Here is a 17,758-nt window from a genome sequence, read left to right on the forward strand (position 1 = left end):
CTAAAGCTATCAGTCACTTGGCGGCTGGCAGCGGCGCGGTTATGCCTTTGGCCAGAGGGGCACCGCACCGGACATGACCGTATCAGAATTCATCGCCAAGTGGGGCGGCGTGACCGGCGGGGCCGAGCGCGCTAACCTCGGGCAATTCATCAATGACATGTGCCAAGCCTTAGGCCCCTCTCCCCGATCCGGCAGAGGGCGGGGTGCTGTCCGATTACCAATTTGAGGGGCCGGTGCCGGGTGGCGGTATTGGCGGCAACACCGGCGCGATCGACCTTTACAAAAAGGGCTGTTTCGTTCTGGAGGGCAAGCAATCCCGCCTTAGCGAAGCCGACAAGGCGCAAGCGCAGCTGTTTGACATTGGCGACAGCGCTCCAGCCGCGCCCTCTGGTGCCCGCTATGACAAGCTGATGCGCGAGGCGCTGGCACAGGCCAAGCGTTATGCAGTCAACCTGCCAGCGAACCATCCTTGGCCCCCGTTCCTGATTGTCTGCGATGTGGGCCGCGCTTTCGAACTCTATTTCGATTGGTCCGGCAACGGGCGTGGCTATGGCTATTTCCCCGATCAAACGTCCTACCGGCTGGAACTGCACCGCTTCGCCGAGCCCGATGTGCAGGACACAATCCGCGCGATCTGGACCAACCCTGCCAGCATCGATCCCCGCGCCAAGTCTGCCGAGGTGTCGCGCGACATTGCCAAGCGGCTCGCTGCCGTGTCGCAATGGCTGGAGCGGGTGCAGCGTCTCAAAACCGACAAGGCAACGGATAGCGAGCGCAGCCTTGCAATCGAAGAAACCGCCCTTTTCCTGATGCGGATTATCTTCTGCATGTTTGCCGAGGATGTGGGGCTGCTGCCCAAAGACAGCTTCACGAAATTTCTGGAAAGGGCGGTGGAGAACGAAGCCGCCTTCGAACCCGAATTGCGCGCCCTGTGGACTGTGATCGGCAAGCCCGATGGCGAGCGCTACGCCTCGGCAATCGGCACCGAGGTGCGCTATTTCAATGGCGGCCTGTTCGCATCAGCGCAGACCTACAGCCTCTCCAATTCCGATCGGGGCGAACTGCTGGAGGCGGCGCGCAAGGATTGGCGAAAGGTTGAACCCGCCATTTTCGGCACCCTGCTAGAGCAAGCCCTAACCCCCAGCGAGCGGGCAAAGTTGGGGGCGCATTACACCCCGCGCCCATATGTGGAGCGGCTGGTGCAGGCGACCATTATGGACGTTCTGGAGGCCGAATGGGACACGGTGCAGCACCCCGCCGAGGGCGCGCCCGATTTGGCAGCGGTGCAGGCCTTCCATGACCGGCTGTGCGCCCTGCGCATTCTGGACCCCGCCTGCGGCACCGGCAATTTCCTTTATGTCGCGATGGAAAACCTGATGCGGCTGGAAAGCGATGTGCTGGAAACCATCAGCCAGCTGGGGGGTAATGCCGAGCCCTGTGTGGGGCCGCAGCAATTTCTGGGGCTGGAGTTGAACCCCCGCGCTGCCGTGATTGCCGAACTGGTGCTGTGGATTGGCTGGCTGCGCTGGCGCATGAATAACAATCCCGATGCTGCGCCCGATCCGGTGCTCAAGCAATTCGGCAACATCAATTTTGGCGGGCACGCGGGCTTTGATGCGGTGTTGCGCCGCACCCCTACGGGCGAGCCGGATACGGAAAACCCGATGATCCCCGACTGGCCAGAGGCGGATTTCATCATCGGGAACCCGCCCTTTATCGGGGGCAAGGATATTCGCTCCAGCCTTGGCGGTGACTATGCCGAGGCGCTGTGGAAAGCGAACCCGCGCGTTCCCAAATCGGCCGATTTCGTCATGCAATGGTGGGACCGCGCGGCGCATATTCTGGCGGCGGAAGATAGCCCGCTGATCCGGTTCGGCTTTGTCACCACAAATAGCATTACCCAGACATTCAGCCGCCGCGTGATCGAAAACTATCTGGAGCCCCAAGCTGCCGTGTCTGACCCGCCGAGCATGGCCGTCAGAATTCCGGCTTGTTACCTTCCTGAATCAGCGCAGCGATGCGGTTCAGGTATTCGAGGGAATACTGGGTCATCGGCTCGAGCGCCTCGCGCCCGACCGGCTCGATGTGCCAAAAGCCTTTCGCATCCCTCCTGATCCAGCCGCGCTGCGCCATCTGCTTAAGTTTGCGCCTTGCGGTCTCGCGCGGGATTCCGGTGATCTGGGCGATCGAGAAGGTGTTGAGCGGGGTATAGAAGGCATCGCGCCTGTCCAACATGCGGAACGCCTTGAACGAGAGGTTTTCCGGTATCCGGCCGCGCGGCAGGGCCGCCGAACCGACCACCGCCATAATGAGGGCGGCATCGAGATCGCCCTTAAATGCGGCGCGCAGGCGCGTGAGAAAAGCGATCAGGCCGTCGACATGCGCCGGCCAGACCCGACCGAACCTTTCCTGCGAAAACCCCATGCGACTCTCCGACCTTTGACCTCGTCCACAATAGACCCTTGCCCAAAATGGGCAATGTCCTGCTTGCCATGGCGCCGAGGGTGGCAAATCCTTGTGTGCTGGGGCGCAGGGAGGTGGGAAGCCGACATGAACTTTCTAAAGCACCGGCGAAATCGCCAAGGCGCGGTGTTGGCAGGCAGGTCGGCCTATGCCTTGGCGGTGGCCGGCGCCGCCTTGACGAGCGCCACACCTCTGGCCGCGCAGGAGCGCGATCCGATGGTGCTCGTCGATGAAGGCCCGGTGACGATCCGCACCCATATCCAGGGCGGGGTCAACGCCGTGGCCGAGACCAACCTGTTCTGGAACCTGTCGGATGCCTTCGCACCGCAGGAGGGCTTCGATCCCGACACCCAGTGGCTCGAATTCTATTTCAAGCCCGGGGTCAGTTTCACCACCAACGGCGACGGCCCGGCCAAGGCCTATGGCAAGGTTTCGGGCGTTGCCTCCTACACCGAAGGAACCGACGGGTTCGATTTTCGCAACCAGGGCGCTGTCACGCTCGAGGAGGCCTATGTCGGGCTGACCATCGCAGCCGTCGGAGATCTGGAATTCGACGTTTCGGTCGGCGCGCGCGAATTGAAGCTCGGCACAGGCATGCTGATCGCCAGCGGCGGATCGAGCGGCTTCGAGCTTGGCGCGCTCAAGTTCGGACCGCGCAAGGCCTGGGACATGTCCGCAATCGCACGGATCAGCAAGGGCGGCACCGCATTCACCGGCTTCTTTCTCAACCCCAACGAACGCCCGGTGATCGACAACGAGAACCGGCTTTTCGGGGCCGATTTGCGCCACGACTTTGCCGGCGGGGGTTTCGTCGGCGGCAGTTTCATCTCGGTCACGCAGAGCGGCACGCCCTATATCCAGGCCGCCCCCGGCGGCGTGGGCGCGCCGACCTTCCTGCCGGGCGGGCGCGACGGCACCAACACGGTCAATTTCTATGCCGCCACCGGCAAGATGGACGGTGCGCTGGAAAACTGGCGCTTCGCGATCGACGGGGCCTACCAGTGGAACGACCGGCTCGACATGACAGCCTGGGCCGGACGGGTGCAGGTCGGCTATACTTTCGCCGAGGCCAAATGGCGCCCCTCGATCACCTACAGCTACCAGACCTTCTCCGGCGACGATCCCGACACCCCCGAACTCGAACGCTTCGACCCGCTGTTCTACGAGGGCTCGCCCAGCGCCTGGTCGACCGGCTCGAAGTCATCGATGGTGTTCATCAATTCCAACGTCCGCTCGCACGGGGTGGCCTTGCGGGGGCAGCCCTCGCCCAAGGACACGCTGACGCTGCGCTACAACCACATCCGCGCGAACGAGCTGCGCAGCCCGCTGCAATTCGGGCAGGCCGAGCGCATCGACTTCGGCACCGGGGGCGATCTTGCCAACCTCGTGGTCGGGGTCACCGATGCCCACGTCTCGGATGACCTGTTCCTCGAATACAGCAGGATCATCACCCGCAACCTGTTCCTCACTGCCGGCCTCAGCATCTCCGAGCCGGGCGAGGGGATCGAGAACACCGTGCCGGGCGGGGTGCCCGCATGGACCGGAGGATTCGTCAATGTCGTCTTCAATTTCTAGGCTCGCCCTTTCTTCGTCGCTGGCATTGACCGCCGCGCTGTTACCCACTGCCGGTGCGGCACAGCAGACGCCGCTTTCGGCGCAGGAATCCGACCCGCGGGTGATGGGCTGGATGCAGGGCTTCCCGCCGCCGGCCGACAAGATCATCACCCAGCCGGATTCGGTCTATTTCAGCTTCCCCAAGCTGCGCTGGTCGGTGTGCCACCTGCGCGAATTCCTGCCGACCGAGGAAATCAGCCGCGGGACAGGCGCGCCGGTGCCGCTGCCCTATCCCTCGCCCAGCGTCTTTGCCGATGAACGCGCCAAGATTGACGCGCTGACCTTCATGCCGATCGGCGGAACGACGCCGATGACATGGGAGCAATCGCTCTACGCCAATTATACCGACGGCATTCTTGTGCTGCACAAGGGCAAGGTCGTCTATGAACGCTATTTCGGCTGTCTCGACGAGGGCGGCAAGCACGCAGCAATGTCGATGACCAAATCGGTCACCGGCCTGCTGGCGCAGATCCTGGTGGCCGAGGGCAAGCTCGACGAGACGAAGCGAGTGCGCGACATCATCCCGGAAATCGGCGACAGCGCCTTTGCCAGCGCCACCATCCGTCAGGTGATGGATATGACCACAGGGGTCAAATATTCGGAGAACTATTCCGACCCCAACGCCGACATCTGGCTCTATTCGAAAGCCGCCAGCCCGCTGCCCAAGCCCGCTGGCTATTCCGGCCCGGACGGTTACTGGGAATATCTCCAGCGGGTGCAGCCGGAGGGCAAGCACGGCGACGCCTTCCACTACAAAACGATCAATTCCGACATGCTTGGCTGGATCATTTCGCGCGTCAGCGGCAAGTCGGTGACCGACCTGGCCTCGGAACGCCTGTGGCAGCGCATGGGCGCCGAACAGGACGCCTATCAGACGGTCGACGGCAAGGGCGTGCCCTTTGCCGGCGGCGGCATTTCGGCGGGCTTGCGCGATCTCGGGCGGCTCGGCCAGCTGATGCTGAACAAGGGCGAGATCAACGGCGAGCGGCTGTTCCCTGCCGAGGTCACGGAACACATCGCCAAGGGCGGCGATCCGGCCAAGTTCGCCGGCTTCCCGACCATTCCGGGCGGCAGCTACACCAGCCAATGGTGGGTGTTCCATAACAAGCACGGTGCCTATGCCGCGCGCGGCGTGCACGGGCAGACGATCTATGTCGATCCGACGGCGGAAATGGTGCTGGTGCGGTTCGCGTCCTTCCCCGCCGCACAGAACGGCCGGATCGATCCGACCTCGTTGCCGGCCTATCAGGCGCTGGCCGAATATCTGATGACGAAGGACTGACCGCCGGGAGGGCGAAACCATGATCACCGGCAGGCTATTACGCGCGCTGGCAATATTTGTGCTGGCGCTGCTGGCGGGGCCGGTTCTGGCGCAGGAGGCTCCCGCCTCGCCATCGGCGGAAGCGCGGACAGGCGGCGAGCTTTCAGAGGCCGTGGCCAGCGCGGCACGCGTCACCGATCCGAACGTGACAAAGGGCGAACTGGCGCATCTGCTCATCCCCCTGACCAAGCCCGAACTGGCCGAAGTCACCGATAGCTGGCTCGCCAATGTCCGCGCCGCGACGCAGGAAATCGCCGACCTGCAAGCCGACATCAAACGCAACCCCGCCAAGCCGGGCGACCCGCGCTTTATCCGTCTGGCGCGCATGGTGGAGCACCGCGCGGGCCTGCTTGCGAGATATTCGATGGCGGTCGATTCCTTCGAGCGCAAAGGCGGCGATCCCGCGCGCGTGGCGGAACTGCGCGCCTATCGTGAGGCCGTGCTGTTCGAGGAGACCGCACAGGCTGGCACCGGCGCGCTGGCCGGGGCGCTGCTGACCTGGGCCGGCCGGTCCGATGGAGGGGTGGCGCTGCTCAAGCGCATCGGCATCGCGTTGCTGGCCTTGGGCGGGATCGTGCTGGCGGCGCGGTTCGCCCGCGGCTTCGTGCACGTCTGGCTGGGGCGCTTCTCGCAACTTTCGCGGCTCCTCCAAAACTTCATCGCAACGATGTTCTTCTGGTTGTTCATCATCGTCGGCCTGCTGTTCGTGCTGGCCTCGATCGATATCGACATCACGCCGCTGTTTGCGCTGATCGGCGGGGCGAGCTTCATCCTCGCTTTCGCCTTTCAGGACACTCTGGGCAATCTCGCTAGCGGGCTGATGATCCTCGTCAACCAGCCGTTCGACGAGGGCGATTACATCGAGGTGGGCGGGGTCAGCGGCACGGTGCAGAAGGTCAGTATCGTCGCCACCACCATCGCCACCGCGGACAACAAGATTATCGTCGTGCCCAACCGCAATGTCTGGGGTAATGTCATCGTAAATGCCTCGGCGAGCGACATCCGCCGGGTGGATCTGGTGTTCGGCGCCTCCTACGACGACCCGATCCAGCAGGTGCTCGACACGATCAATCAGGTCGTCGCCGGGCATCCCAAGATCCTCGCCGAGCCGGCACCGCAGGTCGCCGCGAACGAGCTTGGTGCGAGCACGGTCAATTATGTCTGCCGACCATGGGTGAAAGCCGAGGATTATCTCGCGGTCTACTGGGACCTCACCCGGCAGGTGAAGGAAGCATTTGACGCGCGCGGGCTGACCATGCCTTTTCCGACACAGGAAGTGCGCCTGACCGGGGCCTTGCCCTCGGCCTAGAAACGGTAGGCGAAGCCGATCAGCGGTCCTTGAACGGTCAGGTCGAGATCGACCGGCGCGCCGCCGCCGATCCGCGGGCTCTGACGCTCGACGCTCAGGCGCTTGTAGACCAGCTGCACCGACGCGCGCTGCGAGAGCGTGTAATCGACTCCCGCCACCGCGTGCCACGTAAAGTCCGAATCCGCGCCGAACCCGCCGATATCGCCCTGCACCAGCACCTGCCATTTGCGCGACAAGCGATGCTGGTAGCGCGCCCCAACGATCGGATCGGTCCATGTGTCTCCGGTCAGGATGTCGAAGCCGATTACCGGAATGTCGACATCGACCACCACATCCGAATCCCAGCGCCGTATGCCGCCGTAAAGGTCGAGCGCATTGTCGCCCAGATCGACCCGCCGCAGCACCGTCACCTCGAGGATGCTGGCATCGACCGTCGTGGTGAGATCGCCGATCCCGATGCTGCCGCCGGTCGAAAGATCGGCGAACATGTAGTCGACCGCTACGCCCCAGCCGGATTTGTGCCGCACCTCGCCGTGGATGAGGCCGCCGAAGTTGAAGGCTTCCAGCAGGTCGCCTGTGTCGATGGTGAAATCGAGCGCGCCCGGCTCGGTCCCGCCGACCTTGCCAGCGACAACCGGCATCCAGACATAGGGGCTGAGGATGAAGGTAAAGTCCTTCTCCCGGTTTTCGCGCCGCGATGGCGTGTCTTCGGGCCGCGTCTCACGCTGCTCGGAGGCGGCAACCTCGTTCGATGCGATCTCGTCTGCGGGAAGCGGAGCGGCGGCCAGAACCGACGCGCCGAGCAAGTGCAGCGCGATCAATCCTTGTCGTCCCCGTCGGCGATGGCGGCGACCACGCCGACTAGGGCGGCGCCCACCAGCAGGCCCGGAAGCACGCTGCCGCCGTTGTCGCGACGACCGTAGTAGCGGCGCTCATATTCGTCCCGGCCCCAGTAGCGACCATCGCGATACCAACGGTCGTTACCGCGATACCAACGGTCACGATAGGCCTCGCGGATTTCACGCCTGACCTCGCGCCGCGCTTCGCGGCGTTCGCGCGCGACCTCGCGATTGGCCTCGCGATATTCGCGCTCGGCACAGGCGCGGGTCTTGCAACGCATGATCTCCCGCGCGCCCTCGGCACGTTCGCGGGCCACTTCGCGATTGGCTTCGCGGATTTCCTGCCGGATTTCCCAACTCTGGGCACTGGCAGCTGAGGGAATAGCGATGGTGGCGACCAGACCGCAGGCGAATAGCGGGAGAAGCCGCAATGCGCGACGCATCACTTGACCCCTCCCGCCGCCGCGCGATGCCTCGCCACGCGAAGCTCGTAGTTTTTCATCACTTCGATGCATTCCTCCGGGCTCACCTCGATCGAGGTGCCGTAACCGAAGGCCGAGGAGAACAGGAACGCCCGGTCCACCCCGAACAGCCGGGTGATCGAGCCGTTGAGATCGAGCACCTCGCGTTCGAGCGCGCCCTGCTGCTCATCCACCACGCAGCCGCGTGCCAGTCCCGCGAGATAGCCGAACCGCTTGAGCGCCTCGTCGAGCTGCTCTTCGGTCGCGACCCGGTCGACATCCGCAGACGAGGTATCCTCTTGCGCAGCCAGCGCAGGGGCAGCCAGCGTGAGAAGCCCGCAGCATGCCGCCAGCAGCAGATGATCGATCTTCATATTCCCTCCCGTCGAAATTCCCGCAGAGTATGCCGATCCAAATACTTTTTCACGAGGCATCACGCCCATTTTGGGTTCGGCTGCGAGCCTATGAGATTTTGGCCCGGAGAGGCAGAAAACCACGCACTTCCCGCCAATTCTATGCGTTCGCGCGTTCCCCAAAAGCTGCCGTTCGCGCACCAATGCAAACCCGCGCCGCGACATCGCAATCGTAACGCTCTCTAGCGTGATGTGGGGAAAAGTGTGGGGAAACTCTAAGCCATCAAGGCCTAAGAGCTTAAAAATAATTATAAATTTACAGTAAAATGGCTCCCCGAGTAGGATTCGAACCTACGGCCAAGTGATTAACAGTCACCTACTCTACCGCTGAGCTATCGGGGAGCAACTCTTCCAAGCGGTCTAAGGAAGAGCGGAAGCGCGCCTATATGGGGGGCGCTTTCGGATTGCAAGAGGGTTTCGACGCCCCTCGCCTTCATCCTAAGATCGGTCGCATGACGACCGCAAGCGTGACGGCGCGCCCGCAGCGGGCGCAGCTTTGCTGCGCGTCTAGCGAGGACCGCGCGCCGGATGGCGCGCGGAACACATCACGCCGTCACGAACTGCTCCGCCACGATCCGCTCTTCGAGGCTCTGGCCCGGGTCGAACAGCAGAGTGAGATCATTGTCGTGCGCGATTTGAAGCCGCACTTCGGCGATGTCGCGCAACTCCTTCTGGTCGGCCACCGCCGCGACCGGGCGCTTGGCCGGGTCGAGCACGCGCAGGATGATCTTCATCCGGTCGGGCAGGATCGCACCGCGCCAGCGCCGCGGGCGGAAGGGGCTGATCGGGGTGAGGGCGAGCATCTTGCTGTCGAGTGGCAGGATCGGGCCCTGTGCGGAGAGGTTGTAGGCGGTCGAACCCGCGGGCGTTGCCACCAGCACCCCGTCGCACACCAGTTCGCGGATGCGCACGCGGTCGCCCACGGTGACTTCGATCTTGGCGGTCTGGCGCGTTTCGCGCAGCAGCGAGAGCTCGTTGATCGCGCTCATCACATGGGTTTCGCCATCCTGCGTCACCGCCTCGACCCGCAAGGGGGTGATCGTCCAGCGGCGCGCCTTGTTGACCTTGGCGGCGATCGCGGCGCGCTTATCATAGCGGTTCATCAGGAAGCCGACCGTGCCGAGATTCATCCCGTAGGCCGGGATCACACGCCCGGCATCGAGCATCGCGTGGAGCACCTGGAGCATGTAGCCATCGCCGCCCAGCACCACCGCCGCGTCGGCCTCGGCCAGCGGCACCCAGTTGACCTGATCGCGCAAGGCATCGCGCGCCTCCTGCGCCCGCTCGGTGTCCGAGGCCAGCAGCGCGAGCCGCTCGTAGGTGGTGCCATTGCTCGCCATTGGTTCCCCTCTGCCCGGCCAGCCGCCGCTTATCCCCGGCTCTGTGCTAGGCGGTTGCCCTGATGTGCCATATCGGCTCGGATTGCAATTGATGCGAGGCACGCGCGGGTTCAAGAGTTATGGGGGACCTGGCAGAGGGAGCTTGATGGAACAGGGCCGGACATCCTTGCGGGGGCCGATCGCGCGCGGACGCTTTCCGGGGGTGAGCTCCGGCGTGCTCGAAAGCGATCTGCTGCGCGCGCTCGACCGGCGCGAGATTGAGGTCTTGTTCCAGCCGCAATTTGCCTGCCTCAGCGGCGCGGTGACGGGGGCCGAGGCGCTGGCGCGCTGGCAGCATCCGACGCTCGGCGAGATCGGCGCGCGGGATCTGTTCGCGATTGCCGAGCGTGCGGCGCTGGTCGCGCCGCTTTCGCGCCACGTGGTCGCCCGCGCGCTGGAGGACGCCGCCACCTGGCCCGAGGGGCTGACGCTATCACTCAACATCACCCCCGAAGAACTGGGCGATCCGCGTTTCGCCCATGATTTCGCCGCGCTGATCGGCCAGTCCGACATCGCCCCCCAGCGGCTGATGCTGGAGATCACTGAAGACCTGCTGCTGCGCAATCTCGCGCAAGCGGCAAGCGCGCTGAAGGCGCTGCGCGGCCTCGGTTTCCGCACCGCGCTCGACGATTTCGGCGCGGGGTTCTGCAATTTCCGTTACCTGCGCGAACTGCCGCTGGACGCATTGAAGCTCGACAAGGCAATGGTCGAGGGCGTGCCCGCCGATGCGACCGCGCTCGCCGTGCTGCGCGCGATCGTCGCGCTCGCCAAGGCGCTGGGCCTTGCGGTCTATGCCGAGGGGATCGAGGACGAAATACAGCGCGCAGCGATCACGGCGGAGGGCTGCGACTACTGGCAAGGCTTTCTGCGCGCCCAGCCGATGCCGAGCGCGCGCGTGGTCGCGCTGGCGCGGACGGCGCGGGGGATGGGGCACGGATAGCGAGGGTTCGGGGCAGGTTTGAAACAATCTCGCCCGCCATCACTTGTGCTGCCAATGGCCGCACCTCCGCAGCCCTCTCATCCGACATTGGAACAAGACGCATGAACCTCGAAATTCAGGTGCAGCTCGATTACATCTTCGAGCAGCCCTGCGACGTGCTGGTACAGATCGAAGCCGCGCTGCTGCCCGGGCAGGCGGTGCTTGAAGCGCACATCGCCGCACCGGCAGCATCCCATTTCTCCCGAGTGCCCGCGCAGGACGGGGTGGGCGAGCGGATCTGGCTGCGCGCCGAGGGTGATCTGATCGTCAATTACAGCGCGCGGGTGGCCCTGACGCGCCAGACCGCCGATCTCGCGAGCTTGCCGATCATCCCGCCGCACCGGCTGCCGGGCGAGGCGGTGCCCTATCTGATCCCGTCGCGCTATTGCCAGTCGAACCAGTTGGCGACCTTCGTCGAGGAGGAATTCGGCACCATCGAGGGCGGCGCCAAGATCGCCGCGATGCGCGATTGGGTCGCGGCGCATCTCAGCTATGTTCCGGGCGCGAGCGATGCGAGCACCACGGCGGTCGATACCTTTGTCGCGCGGCAGGGCATCTGCCGCGATTATGCGCATCTCGTGATCACGCTCGCCCGCGCCGCCGACATTCCCGCGCGCATCGCCAGCGTCTATGCGCCGGGTGTCAGCCCGCCCGATTTTCACGCGGTGGCCGAGGTATTCCTCGGTGGCGCATGGCACCTCGTCGATGCGACCGGGATGGCGAGCGCGGCGGACATTGCCATCATCGGCATCGGCCGCGACATCGGCGACGTCGCCTTCCTCACCGCCTTCGGCCCGCTGGAAATGAACAGTCAGACCGTGACGGTGCGCGAAGTCTAGGCCGCTTTCTTCGCCTTCGCGGCCCTTTTCACGACCCCGCTCAGCCCCTTGGTCAGCTGGAACAGCCCGTTGAGGCGGCTCAGCGGGTCGCTCCACGCGCGGTTGATCACCAGCTTCATGTCGGGGCGCAGCTTGGCGGTGTCCTTGCCGCCCTCGTTAAGGCGCGCGACATAGGCGATCAGCCCGGCGGGATCGGGGAAGTCGTCATTGTGGAAGGTCACCAGCGTGCCGCGCGCGCCCACGTCGATCTTGGCGATGCAGGCCTGAACCGCCTGATGCTTGATCTCGATCAGGCGAATGAGGTTCTTGGTCGGCTGCGGCAGATCGCCGAAACGGTCGATCATTTCGGCGGCGAGGCTTTCGATCTCGTTCTGCCCCTCGGCCTGGTTGAGGCGGCGGTAGAGCGCCATGCGCACCGCAAGGTCAGGCACATACTCCTCGGGGATCATGATCGGCGCGTCGACGGTGATCTGCGGGGTGAGCTTGTCGCGCGGGCGTTCGAGGCCCATTTCGCCCGCCTTGGCGGCAAGGATCGCCTCTTCCAGCATCGCCTGATAAAGCTCGAAGCCGACCTCGCGGATGTGGCCCGATTGCTCGTCGCCGAGCAGATTGCCCGCGCCTCTAATATCGAGATCGTGGCTGGCGAGCTGGAAGCCTGCGCCAAGACTGTCGAGATCGCCAAGCACCTTGAGCCGCTTCTGCGCGACCTCGGAAAGCGCCACGTCCTTCTCGTGCGTCAGATAGGCATAGGCGCGCAGTTTGGCGCGCCCAACGCGCCCGCGCAGCTGGTAGAGCTGGGCGAGGCCGAAGCGGTCGGCGCGGTGGATGATGATCGTGTTGGCGGAGGGGATATCGAGTCCGCTTTCGACGATGGTGGTCGAAAGCAGCACGTCATACTTGCGGTCGTAGAAGGCGCCCATGCGCTCCTCGACCTCGCCGGGGCTCATCTGGCCGTGGGCGGAGACCGATTTGATCTCGGGCACATTCTCGCGCAGCCATTCCTCCACGTCGGCCATGTCGGAAATGCGCGGCACGACGATGAAGCTCTGCCCGCCGCGGTGATGTTCGCGCAGCAAGGCTTCGCGGATCACCATGTCGTCCCACTCCATCACATAGGTTCGCACCGCGAGGCGATCCACCGGGGGCGTCTGGATGGTCGAAAGTTCGCGCAGCCCGCTCATCGCCATCTGCAGCGTGCGCGGGATCGGCGTAGCGGTGAGGGTCAGCACGTGCACATCGGCGCGCAGCTGCTTCAGCTTCTCTTTGTGGGTGACGCCGAAACGCTGCTCTTCGTCGACGATGACGAGGCCGAGGTTCTTGAACTTGGTGGACTTGGAAAGGATCGCGTGGGTGCCGACCACGAGGTCGATCTGGCCGTTTTCCAGCCCCTCGCGCGTCTCGGCGGCCTCCTTCGACGACACGAGACGGGACAGCCGCCCAACTTGCAGAGGGAACCCGGCGAAACGTTCGGCAAAGTTCTGGTAGTGCTGGCGTGCGAGGAGCGTGGTGGGGGCGACGATCGCGACCTGCTGGCCTTTCATCGCCGCCACGAAAGCTGCGCGCAGGGCGACCTCGGTCTTGCCGAAGCCGACATCGCCGCACACCAGCCGGTCCATCGGGCGCCCGCTTTCGAGGTCTGACAGAACATCGGCGATGGCGCGTTCCTGATCCTCGGTTTCCGACCAGGGGAAGCGGTCGGTGAACTGGCCGAGCGTCTGGGGATCGGCGGGCAGGGCGGGGGCCTGCTTGAGCGCGCGCGCGGCGGCGACCTGCATCAGCTCGCCCGCGATGGCGGTGATCCGCTCCTTCAGCTTCGCGCGGCGGCGCTGCCATGCCTCGCCGCCGAGCCGGTCGAGCGCTACCGCCTGTTCGGACGAGCCGTAGCGGGTGAGGACGTCGATATTCTCGACAGGGATGAACAGCTTGTCGCCGCCGGCATATTCCAGCGCGACGCAATCGTGCTTGCTCTTGCCGACCGGGATCGGTTCAAGCCCGAGATAGCGCCCGATCCCGTGCTCGATATGCACCACCAGATCGCCGCGCGAAAGCGCCTGAAGTTCGGCGAGGAAGGCGTCGGAATCCTTGCGCTTTTTCTTGCGCCGCACCAACCGGTCGCCGAGGATGTCGGCCTCGGTGAGCAGCTCCATGCTGTCACTGGCGAACCCGGTTTCGAGCGGGAGGACGACCACTGCGGTGGTCTTTTTCGCTGCGAGGCCCAGCGCCTGCTGCCAGCTGTCGGCAAGCACGGTGGAGGCACCCGCCTCGTCGATGATCGCCGCTATCCGCCGCGCACTGCCGGTGGAATAGGCGGCAACGACCGGCTTACGACCCGCCGATGATACGCCAACCAGATGCGCGGCGGCGGCCTCGTAGACATTCTCGCCGCGCCCGCGTTCCGGAGCGAAGTCGCGGGCCGAACGGAAGCCGAAGTCGATCACGCCCGCGCCCTCTTCGGAGACGAAGCCGGTGGCGCGGTGGGCGGGTTGGGCGGCCAGCGCTGCGTCGAACTCGTCGCGCGCAAGGTAGAGCGCTTCAGGCGCGAGCGGGCGGTAGCTGCCCTTTTTCTCGCCCGCGATTCGGCCGCGCTGTTCGTGATAGTCGCGGATGTCGGTCAGCCGCTCCTCGGCCGCGCCCAGTGCGCTCTGATCGATGACGACGACATCGTCCTTGCCGAGGTGGTCGAACAGGCTCGCCAGCTTGTCCTCGAATAGCGGGAGCCAGTGCTCCATGCCCGCCAGCCGCCGTCCTTCGGACACGGCTTCGTAGAGCGGGTCCTGCGTCGCATTGGCGCCGAACAGCTCGCGGTAGCGGCCGCGGAACCGCTTGATGCTGGCCTCGTCGAGCAGCGCTTCGGAGGCGGGGAGCAGCAGGTGGCTGTCGATCCGCTCCACCGTGCGCTGGGTGGCAGGATCGAACAGGCGCAGGCTCTCGAGCTCGTCACCGAAGAAATCGAGCCTAAGACCGCTCTCCAGCGAGGAGGGGAAGATATCGACGATCGAGCCCCTGACTGCGAATTCGCCGTGGTCGATTACCGTGTCGGTGCGGCCGTAGCCCTGCCGCACCAGCAGCGCGGCGAGGCTCTCGTGCCCGATCTGGGTGCCGACCCGGAATTCGCGCACGCTCTCGCGCACCCGGAAGGGGGTGAGCACGCGCTGGAGCACGGCGTTGACGGTGGTCACGAGCAATTGCTGCGCCGCGCCCGGTTGCTGCAATTTGTGAAGCGCGGCGAGCCGCTCGGCGCTGATCGACAGTGCAGGGCTGGCGCGGTCGTAGGGCAGGCAGTCCCACGCGGGGAAGGCGAGCACCTCGACCTCGGGCGCGAAGAAGCGCGCGGCTTCTGCGGCGGCGCGCATTGCGGCGTCATCGGGGGCGATGAACACCGCCCGGCGTTTGGCCGCACGCGCGAGATCGGCCAGCACCAGCGACAGGCTCCCGCGCGGGAGCGAGGCGAGGGTCAGCGGATCGCGGGCCGCAAGGATGCGGTTCAAATCGGGCATCGGGTCACTTCACTCAGCAGGGGTGGCAACGCAGGAATACCCCCACCTCGTTTCGAGGAGGGGGTTGCAGTTCTCGGCGGCCCGCCGTCGGGGCACTTGAAGGCAAGCGCTGCGGCGGGCGATTGGTTCCGCGCCTTGCCGGAATGGCATGGGAGCGGAAGCTTCGCAGTGCGCCCTAGCGCGGAATGTCGACGTAATCGAGCTTCTGCATCGCCGCCAGCAGATCGCCCGCCAAATGCTCCGGCGCGGCTTGCGAGCCCAGCGCGAAGGCCATTACATCGACATCGTCTTCGTCCAGCAGGGCTTCGAACCATGCCAGCTCCGCCTCGCCCCAGGCGGCATGGTAGCGATCGTAGAACCCGCCGATCATGTAATCGGCCTCGCGCGTGCCGCGGTGCCAGGCGCGGAACTTCGCGCGGGCGAGACGTTGTTCAAAGGAGGGCGTGTCGGTCATGTGGATCACCTAGCCACAGCTTCCCGCCGCTTCAACTCGCAAACACGCAAGGCCGGTGGTAGCGAAAGCAACATGCGCCCCGAGGCTCTCAATCCGCTGTTCGCCGAAGTCCAGACGCTCGAAGGCGTCGGGCCGAAGCTGATGAAGCCGCTGGAGAAGCTCGGCCTGACGCGGGTGAAGGATCTCGCCTACCACCTGCCCGAACGCTTCGTCAGCCGCCGGGCGGTGGCCGATCTCGATTCGGCGAGCGAGGGCGAGCAGGTGATCATCGCGCTCAACGCGATCGAACACCGCGCCCCCCGCGCCGGGAGCCGCGGGCCCTATCGTGTGCTGGCGCAGGACACCAAAGGCAACGTGTGTTCGCTCACCTGGTTCGGCAGGGCCGCCTACAGTGCGAAGAAGCTGGTGCCGGTGGGCGAGACGCGCTGGGTCGCCGGGCGGCTCGACCGCTATGGCGACATGCTCCAGATCGTCCATCCCGATCATATCGAGGAGGCCAGCGCCGCTCACATGGGCCGCCTCAGCGAGCCGGTCTATCGCCTGTCCGAAGGGCTCACCCAGCCGCGGATCGCGGATTTTGTGGAACAGGCGCTCGCCCGGCTGCCGGAACTGCCCGAATGGATCGAGCCGGGGCAGCTGGCGCGTTCCGGCTGGCCGACATGGGCGGCAGCGCTCAGGCTGGCGCACGAGGGCACCGAGCCCAAGGCGCACGACAGGCTTGCCTATGACGAATTGCTGGCGAACAGCCTCGCGCTGCTGCTGGTCAAGGCCGAAGGGCGACGGCGGCGCGGCGCGGCGCTGGTGGGCGACGGGGCCCTGCGCGCACGGCTGCAACTGCCCTTTGCCCTCACGGGTGCGCAGGCCCGCTCGATCGCCGAGATCGAGGGCGACATGGCGCAGGAGGCGCCGATGCTGCGCCTGCTGCAAGGCGATGTCGGGGCGGGCAAGACCGTGGTGGCATTGAACGCCATGCTGATCGCCGTCGAAGCGGGCAAGCAGGCCGCATTGCTCGCCCCGACCGAAATCCTCGCCCGCCAGCATTTCGAGACCCTACGCAAGATGCTTGGGCCGACGGGGGTGGAGATCGCGCTGCTGACGGGCCGCGCCAAGGGGCGGGAGCGCGAGTCGATCCTGATGGGGCTGCTCAATGGCTCGATTCAGATGCTTGTGGGCACTCATGCGATTTTTCAGGACACGGTGAACTACCGCGATCTCGGGCTGGTGGTGATCGACGAGCAGCACCGCTTCGGCGTCGCACAGCGCCTCGCGCTCGCGGCGAAAGGCCGCCGCGCGCCGCATACGCTTGCGATGACCGCCACCCCGATCCCGCGCTCGCTGACCCTCGCTCAATATGGCGAGATGGATGTGAGCCGGCTCGACGAATTGCCGCCCGGACGGCAGGCCATCGAGACGCTGGTCATCCCACAGGCACGCATGGAGGAGATGGTCGCGGGAGTCGAACGGCACCTCGCCAGCGGGCAGCAGGCCTATTGGGTCTGCCCGATGGTGCGCGAGATTGATGGCGTGCCTGACCTTGCCGACATCGCCGCCGCCGAGGCTCGCTATGCCGCGCTGAAGGAGCGGTTCGGCGATGCGGTCGTCCTCGTCCACGGCCAGCTGCGCCCCGAGATGAAGGACGCCGCGATGGAGCGCTTTGTCAGCGGTGAGGCGCGGCTGCTGATTGCGACCACCGTGATCGAGGTCGGGGTCGATGTGCCGAACGCGACGCTGATGGTGATCGAACAGGCTGAGCGCTTCGGTCTCGCGCAATTGCACCAGCTGCGCGGGCGGGTGGGGCGCGGATCGCTCAAAAGCCGCTGCGTGCTGCTGCGCGGCGATGCGCTCTCGGAAATGGGCAAGGCGCGGCTTGCCCTGATGCGCGAGACGCAGGACGGGTTCCGGATCGCCGAGGAAGACCTCGCCCTTCGCGGCGGGGGCGAATTGCTCGGTACGCGGCAATCGGGCGAGGCGGGGTTCCGGATCGCCGATCTGGAACAGACCCAACGCCTGCTCGAAACCGCCCATGCCGATGCGCGGCTGCTGATGGAGCGCGACGGCGGTCTCACCAGCCCGCGCGGCGAGGCGGCGCGGATCCTGCTTTATCTGTTCGAACGCGACTGGGGGGTGCAGCTGTTGCGCGGTGGGTGACGGAATTGCCGCGGTTAAGCAGATATTTGCAACTTTTGGCCT

General features: G+C 65.4%; 13 protein-coding genes and 1 tRNA gene. 7 read left to right on the forward strand and 7 right to left on the reverse strand.

All coding sequences use genetic code 11. The features are described 5' to 3' along the window. Positions 1 to 203: 203 nt before the first annotated feature. The 4 genes from BZF59_RS11470 (at position 204) to BZF59_RS11485 (ending at position 6,707) form a co-directional block, all read left to right on the forward strand. The gene (locus BZF59_RS11470; protein ID WP_086608356.1) at positions 204 to 2,114 is read left to right on the forward strand and encodes a DNA methyltransferase; all 1,911 of its coding nucleotides are present in this window, start codon (positions 204 to 206) and stop codon (positions 2,112 to 2,114) included. Positions 2,115 to 2,589: 475 nt separating this feature from the next. Continuing rightward, positions 2,590 to 4,038 (forward strand): alginate export family protein, encoded by a 1,449-nt coding sequence (locus BZF59_RS11475; RefSeq protein ID WP_245806135.1) that lies wholly within the window; start codon positions 2,590 to 2,592, stop codon positions 4,036 to 4,038. After that, positions 4,019 to 5,359, forward strand: coding sequence for a serine hydrolase domain-containing protein (locus tag BZF59_RS11480; RefSeq protein ID WP_086608357.1), 1,341 nt, complete (start codon positions 4,019 to 4,021; stop codon positions 5,357 to 5,359). Before BZF59_RS11475 ends, BZF59_RS11480 begins: the two co-directional genes overlap by 20 nt. Positions 5,360 to 5,378: 19 nt before the next feature. Next, on the forward strand, positions 5,379 to 6,707 hold the full coding sequence (locus BZF59_RS11485; protein ID WP_086608358.1) for a mechanosensitive ion channel domain-containing protein: 1,329 nt from the start codon (positions 5,379 to 5,381) through the stop codon (positions 6,705 to 6,707). Here BZF59_RS11485 and BZF59_RS11490 read toward each other — a convergent pair. The 5 genes from BZF59_RS11490 to BZF59_RS11510 all read right to left on the reverse strand — a co-directional run bounded on the left by BZF59_RS11490 (position 6,704) and on the right by BZF59_RS11510 (position 9,760). Beyond that, on the reverse strand, positions 6,704 to 7,528 hold the full coding sequence (locus BZF59_RS11490; protein ID WP_086608359.1) for an outer membrane beta-barrel protein: 825 nt from the start codon (positions 7,526 to 7,528) through the stop codon (positions 6,704 to 6,706). The genes BZF59_RS11485 and BZF59_RS11490 overlap by 4 nt on opposite strands. Then, the gene (locus BZF59_RS11495) at positions 7,525 to 7,989 is read right to left on the reverse strand and encodes a hypothetical protein (RefSeq protein ID WP_086608360.1); all 465 of its coding nucleotides are present in this window, start codon (positions 7,987 to 7,989) and stop codon (positions 7,525 to 7,527) included. The genes BZF59_RS11490 and BZF59_RS11495 overlap by 4 nt, the downstream gene beginning before the upstream one ends. Beyond that, positions 7,989 to 8,381, reverse strand: a complete 393-nt coding sequence (locus BZF59_RS11500) for a hypothetical protein (protein WP_086608361.1) — start codon at positions 8,379 to 8,381, stop codon at positions 7,989 to 7,991. Before BZF59_RS11500 ends, BZF59_RS11495 begins: the two co-directional genes overlap by 1 nt. Positions 8,382 to 8,687: 306 nt before the next feature. Beyond that, positions 8,688 to 8,762: transfer RNA gene (locus BZF59_RS11505), tRNA-Asn, on the reverse strand. A gap of 203 nt (positions 8,763 to 8,965) precedes the next feature. Continuing rightward, a complete protein-coding gene (locus BZF59_RS11510) occupies positions 8,966 to 9,760 on the reverse strand; it encodes an NAD kinase (protein ID WP_086608362.1) in 795 nt (264 codons plus the stop codon). Positions 9,761 to 9,962: 202 nt separating this feature from the next. On the opposite strand from BZF59_RS11510, the gene BZF59_RS11515 reads away from it, so the two are divergent. Both BZF59_RS11515 and BZF59_RS11520 read left to right on the forward strand, forming a co-directional pair. Next, complete coding sequence (locus BZF59_RS11515) at positions 9,963 to 10,739, forward strand: EAL domain-containing protein (protein ID WP_245806128.1); 777 nt, start codon at positions 9,963 to 9,965, stop codon at positions 10,737 to 10,739. Positions 10,740 to 10,840: 101 nt separating this feature from the next. Beyond that, entirely contained in the window at positions 10,841 to 11,617 is a 777-nt protein-coding gene (locus BZF59_RS11520; RefSeq protein WP_086608364.1) for a transglutaminase-like domain-containing protein, read from the forward strand. Here BZF59_RS11520 and mfd read toward each other — a convergent pair. Both mfd and BZF59_RS11530 read right to left on the reverse strand, forming a co-directional pair. After that, positions 11,614 to 15,114, reverse strand: coding sequence for a transcription-repair coupling factor (gene mfd / locus BZF59_RS11525; protein WP_086608365.1), 3,501 nt, complete (start codon positions 15,112 to 15,114; stop codon positions 11,614 to 11,616). The genes BZF59_RS11520 and mfd overlap by 4 nt on opposite strands. Before the next feature lie 175 nt (positions 15,115 to 15,289). Continuing rightward, positions 15,290 to 15,568, reverse strand: coding sequence for an FAD assembly factor SdhE (locus tag BZF59_RS11530; protein ID WP_086608449.1), 279 nt, complete (start codon positions 15,566 to 15,568; stop codon positions 15,290 to 15,292). Between BZF59_RS11530 and recG the strand changes: the two genes are divergently transcribed. Then, positions 15,455 to 17,716: an ATP-dependent DNA helicase RecG gene (recG, locus tag BZF59_RS11535; protein ID WP_281251663.1), complete on the forward strand. Its 2,262-nt coding sequence runs from the start codon at positions 15,455 to 15,457 to the stop codon at positions 17,714 to 17,716. The genes BZF59_RS11530 and recG overlap by 114 nt on opposite strands. Positions 17,717 to 17,758: the final 42 nt, after the last annotated feature.

Origin of the sequence: Erythrobacter donghaensis (assembly GCF_002155425.1) — a bacterium.
Classification (GTDB): Bacteria; Pseudomonadota; Alphaproteobacteria; order Sphingomonadales; family Sphingomonadaceae; genus Erythrobacter; species Erythrobacter donghaensis.

What these genes read in the sequence shown, in the direction of transcription:
- BZF59_RS11480 (WP_086608357.1), top strand. Translation starts at nt 4,019, where the DNA reads ATGTCGTCTTCAATTTCTAGGCTCGCCCTTTCTTCGTCGCTGGCATTG.
- BZF59_RS11485 (WP_086608358.1), top strand. Translation starts at nt 5,379, where the DNA reads ATGATCACCGGCAGGCTATTACGCGCGCTGGCAATATTTGTGCTGGCG.
- BZF59_RS11495 (WP_086608360.1), bottom strand. Translation starts at nt 7,989, where the DNA reads ATGCGTCGCGCATTGCGGCTTCTCCCGCTATTCGCCTGCGGTCTGGTC.
- BZF59_RS11500 (WP_086608361.1), bottom strand. Translation starts at nt 8,381, where the DNA reads ATGAAGATCGATCATCTGCTGCTGGCGGCATGCTGCGGGCTTCTCACG.
- BZF59_RS11510 (WP_086608362.1), bottom strand. Translation starts at nt 9,760, where the DNA reads ATGGCGAGCAATGGCACCACCTACGAGCGGCTCGCGCTGCTGGCCTCG.
- BZF59_RS11520 (WP_086608364.1), top strand. Translation starts at nt 10,841, where the DNA reads ATGAACCTCGAAATTCAGGTGCAGCTCGATTACATCTTCGAGCAGCCC.
- mfd (WP_086608365.1), bottom strand. Translation starts at nt 15,114, where the DNA reads ATGCCCGATTTGAACCGCATCCTTGCGGCCCGCGATCCGCTGACCCTC.
- recG (WP_281251663.1), top strand. Translation starts at nt 15,455, where the DNA reads ATGGTAGCGATCGTAGAACCCGCCGATCATGTAATCGGCCTCGCGCGT.
- BZF59_RS11530 (WP_086608449.1), bottom strand. Translation starts at nt 15,568, where the DNA reads ATGACCGACACGCCCTCCTTTGAACAACGTCTCGCCCGCGCGAAGTTC.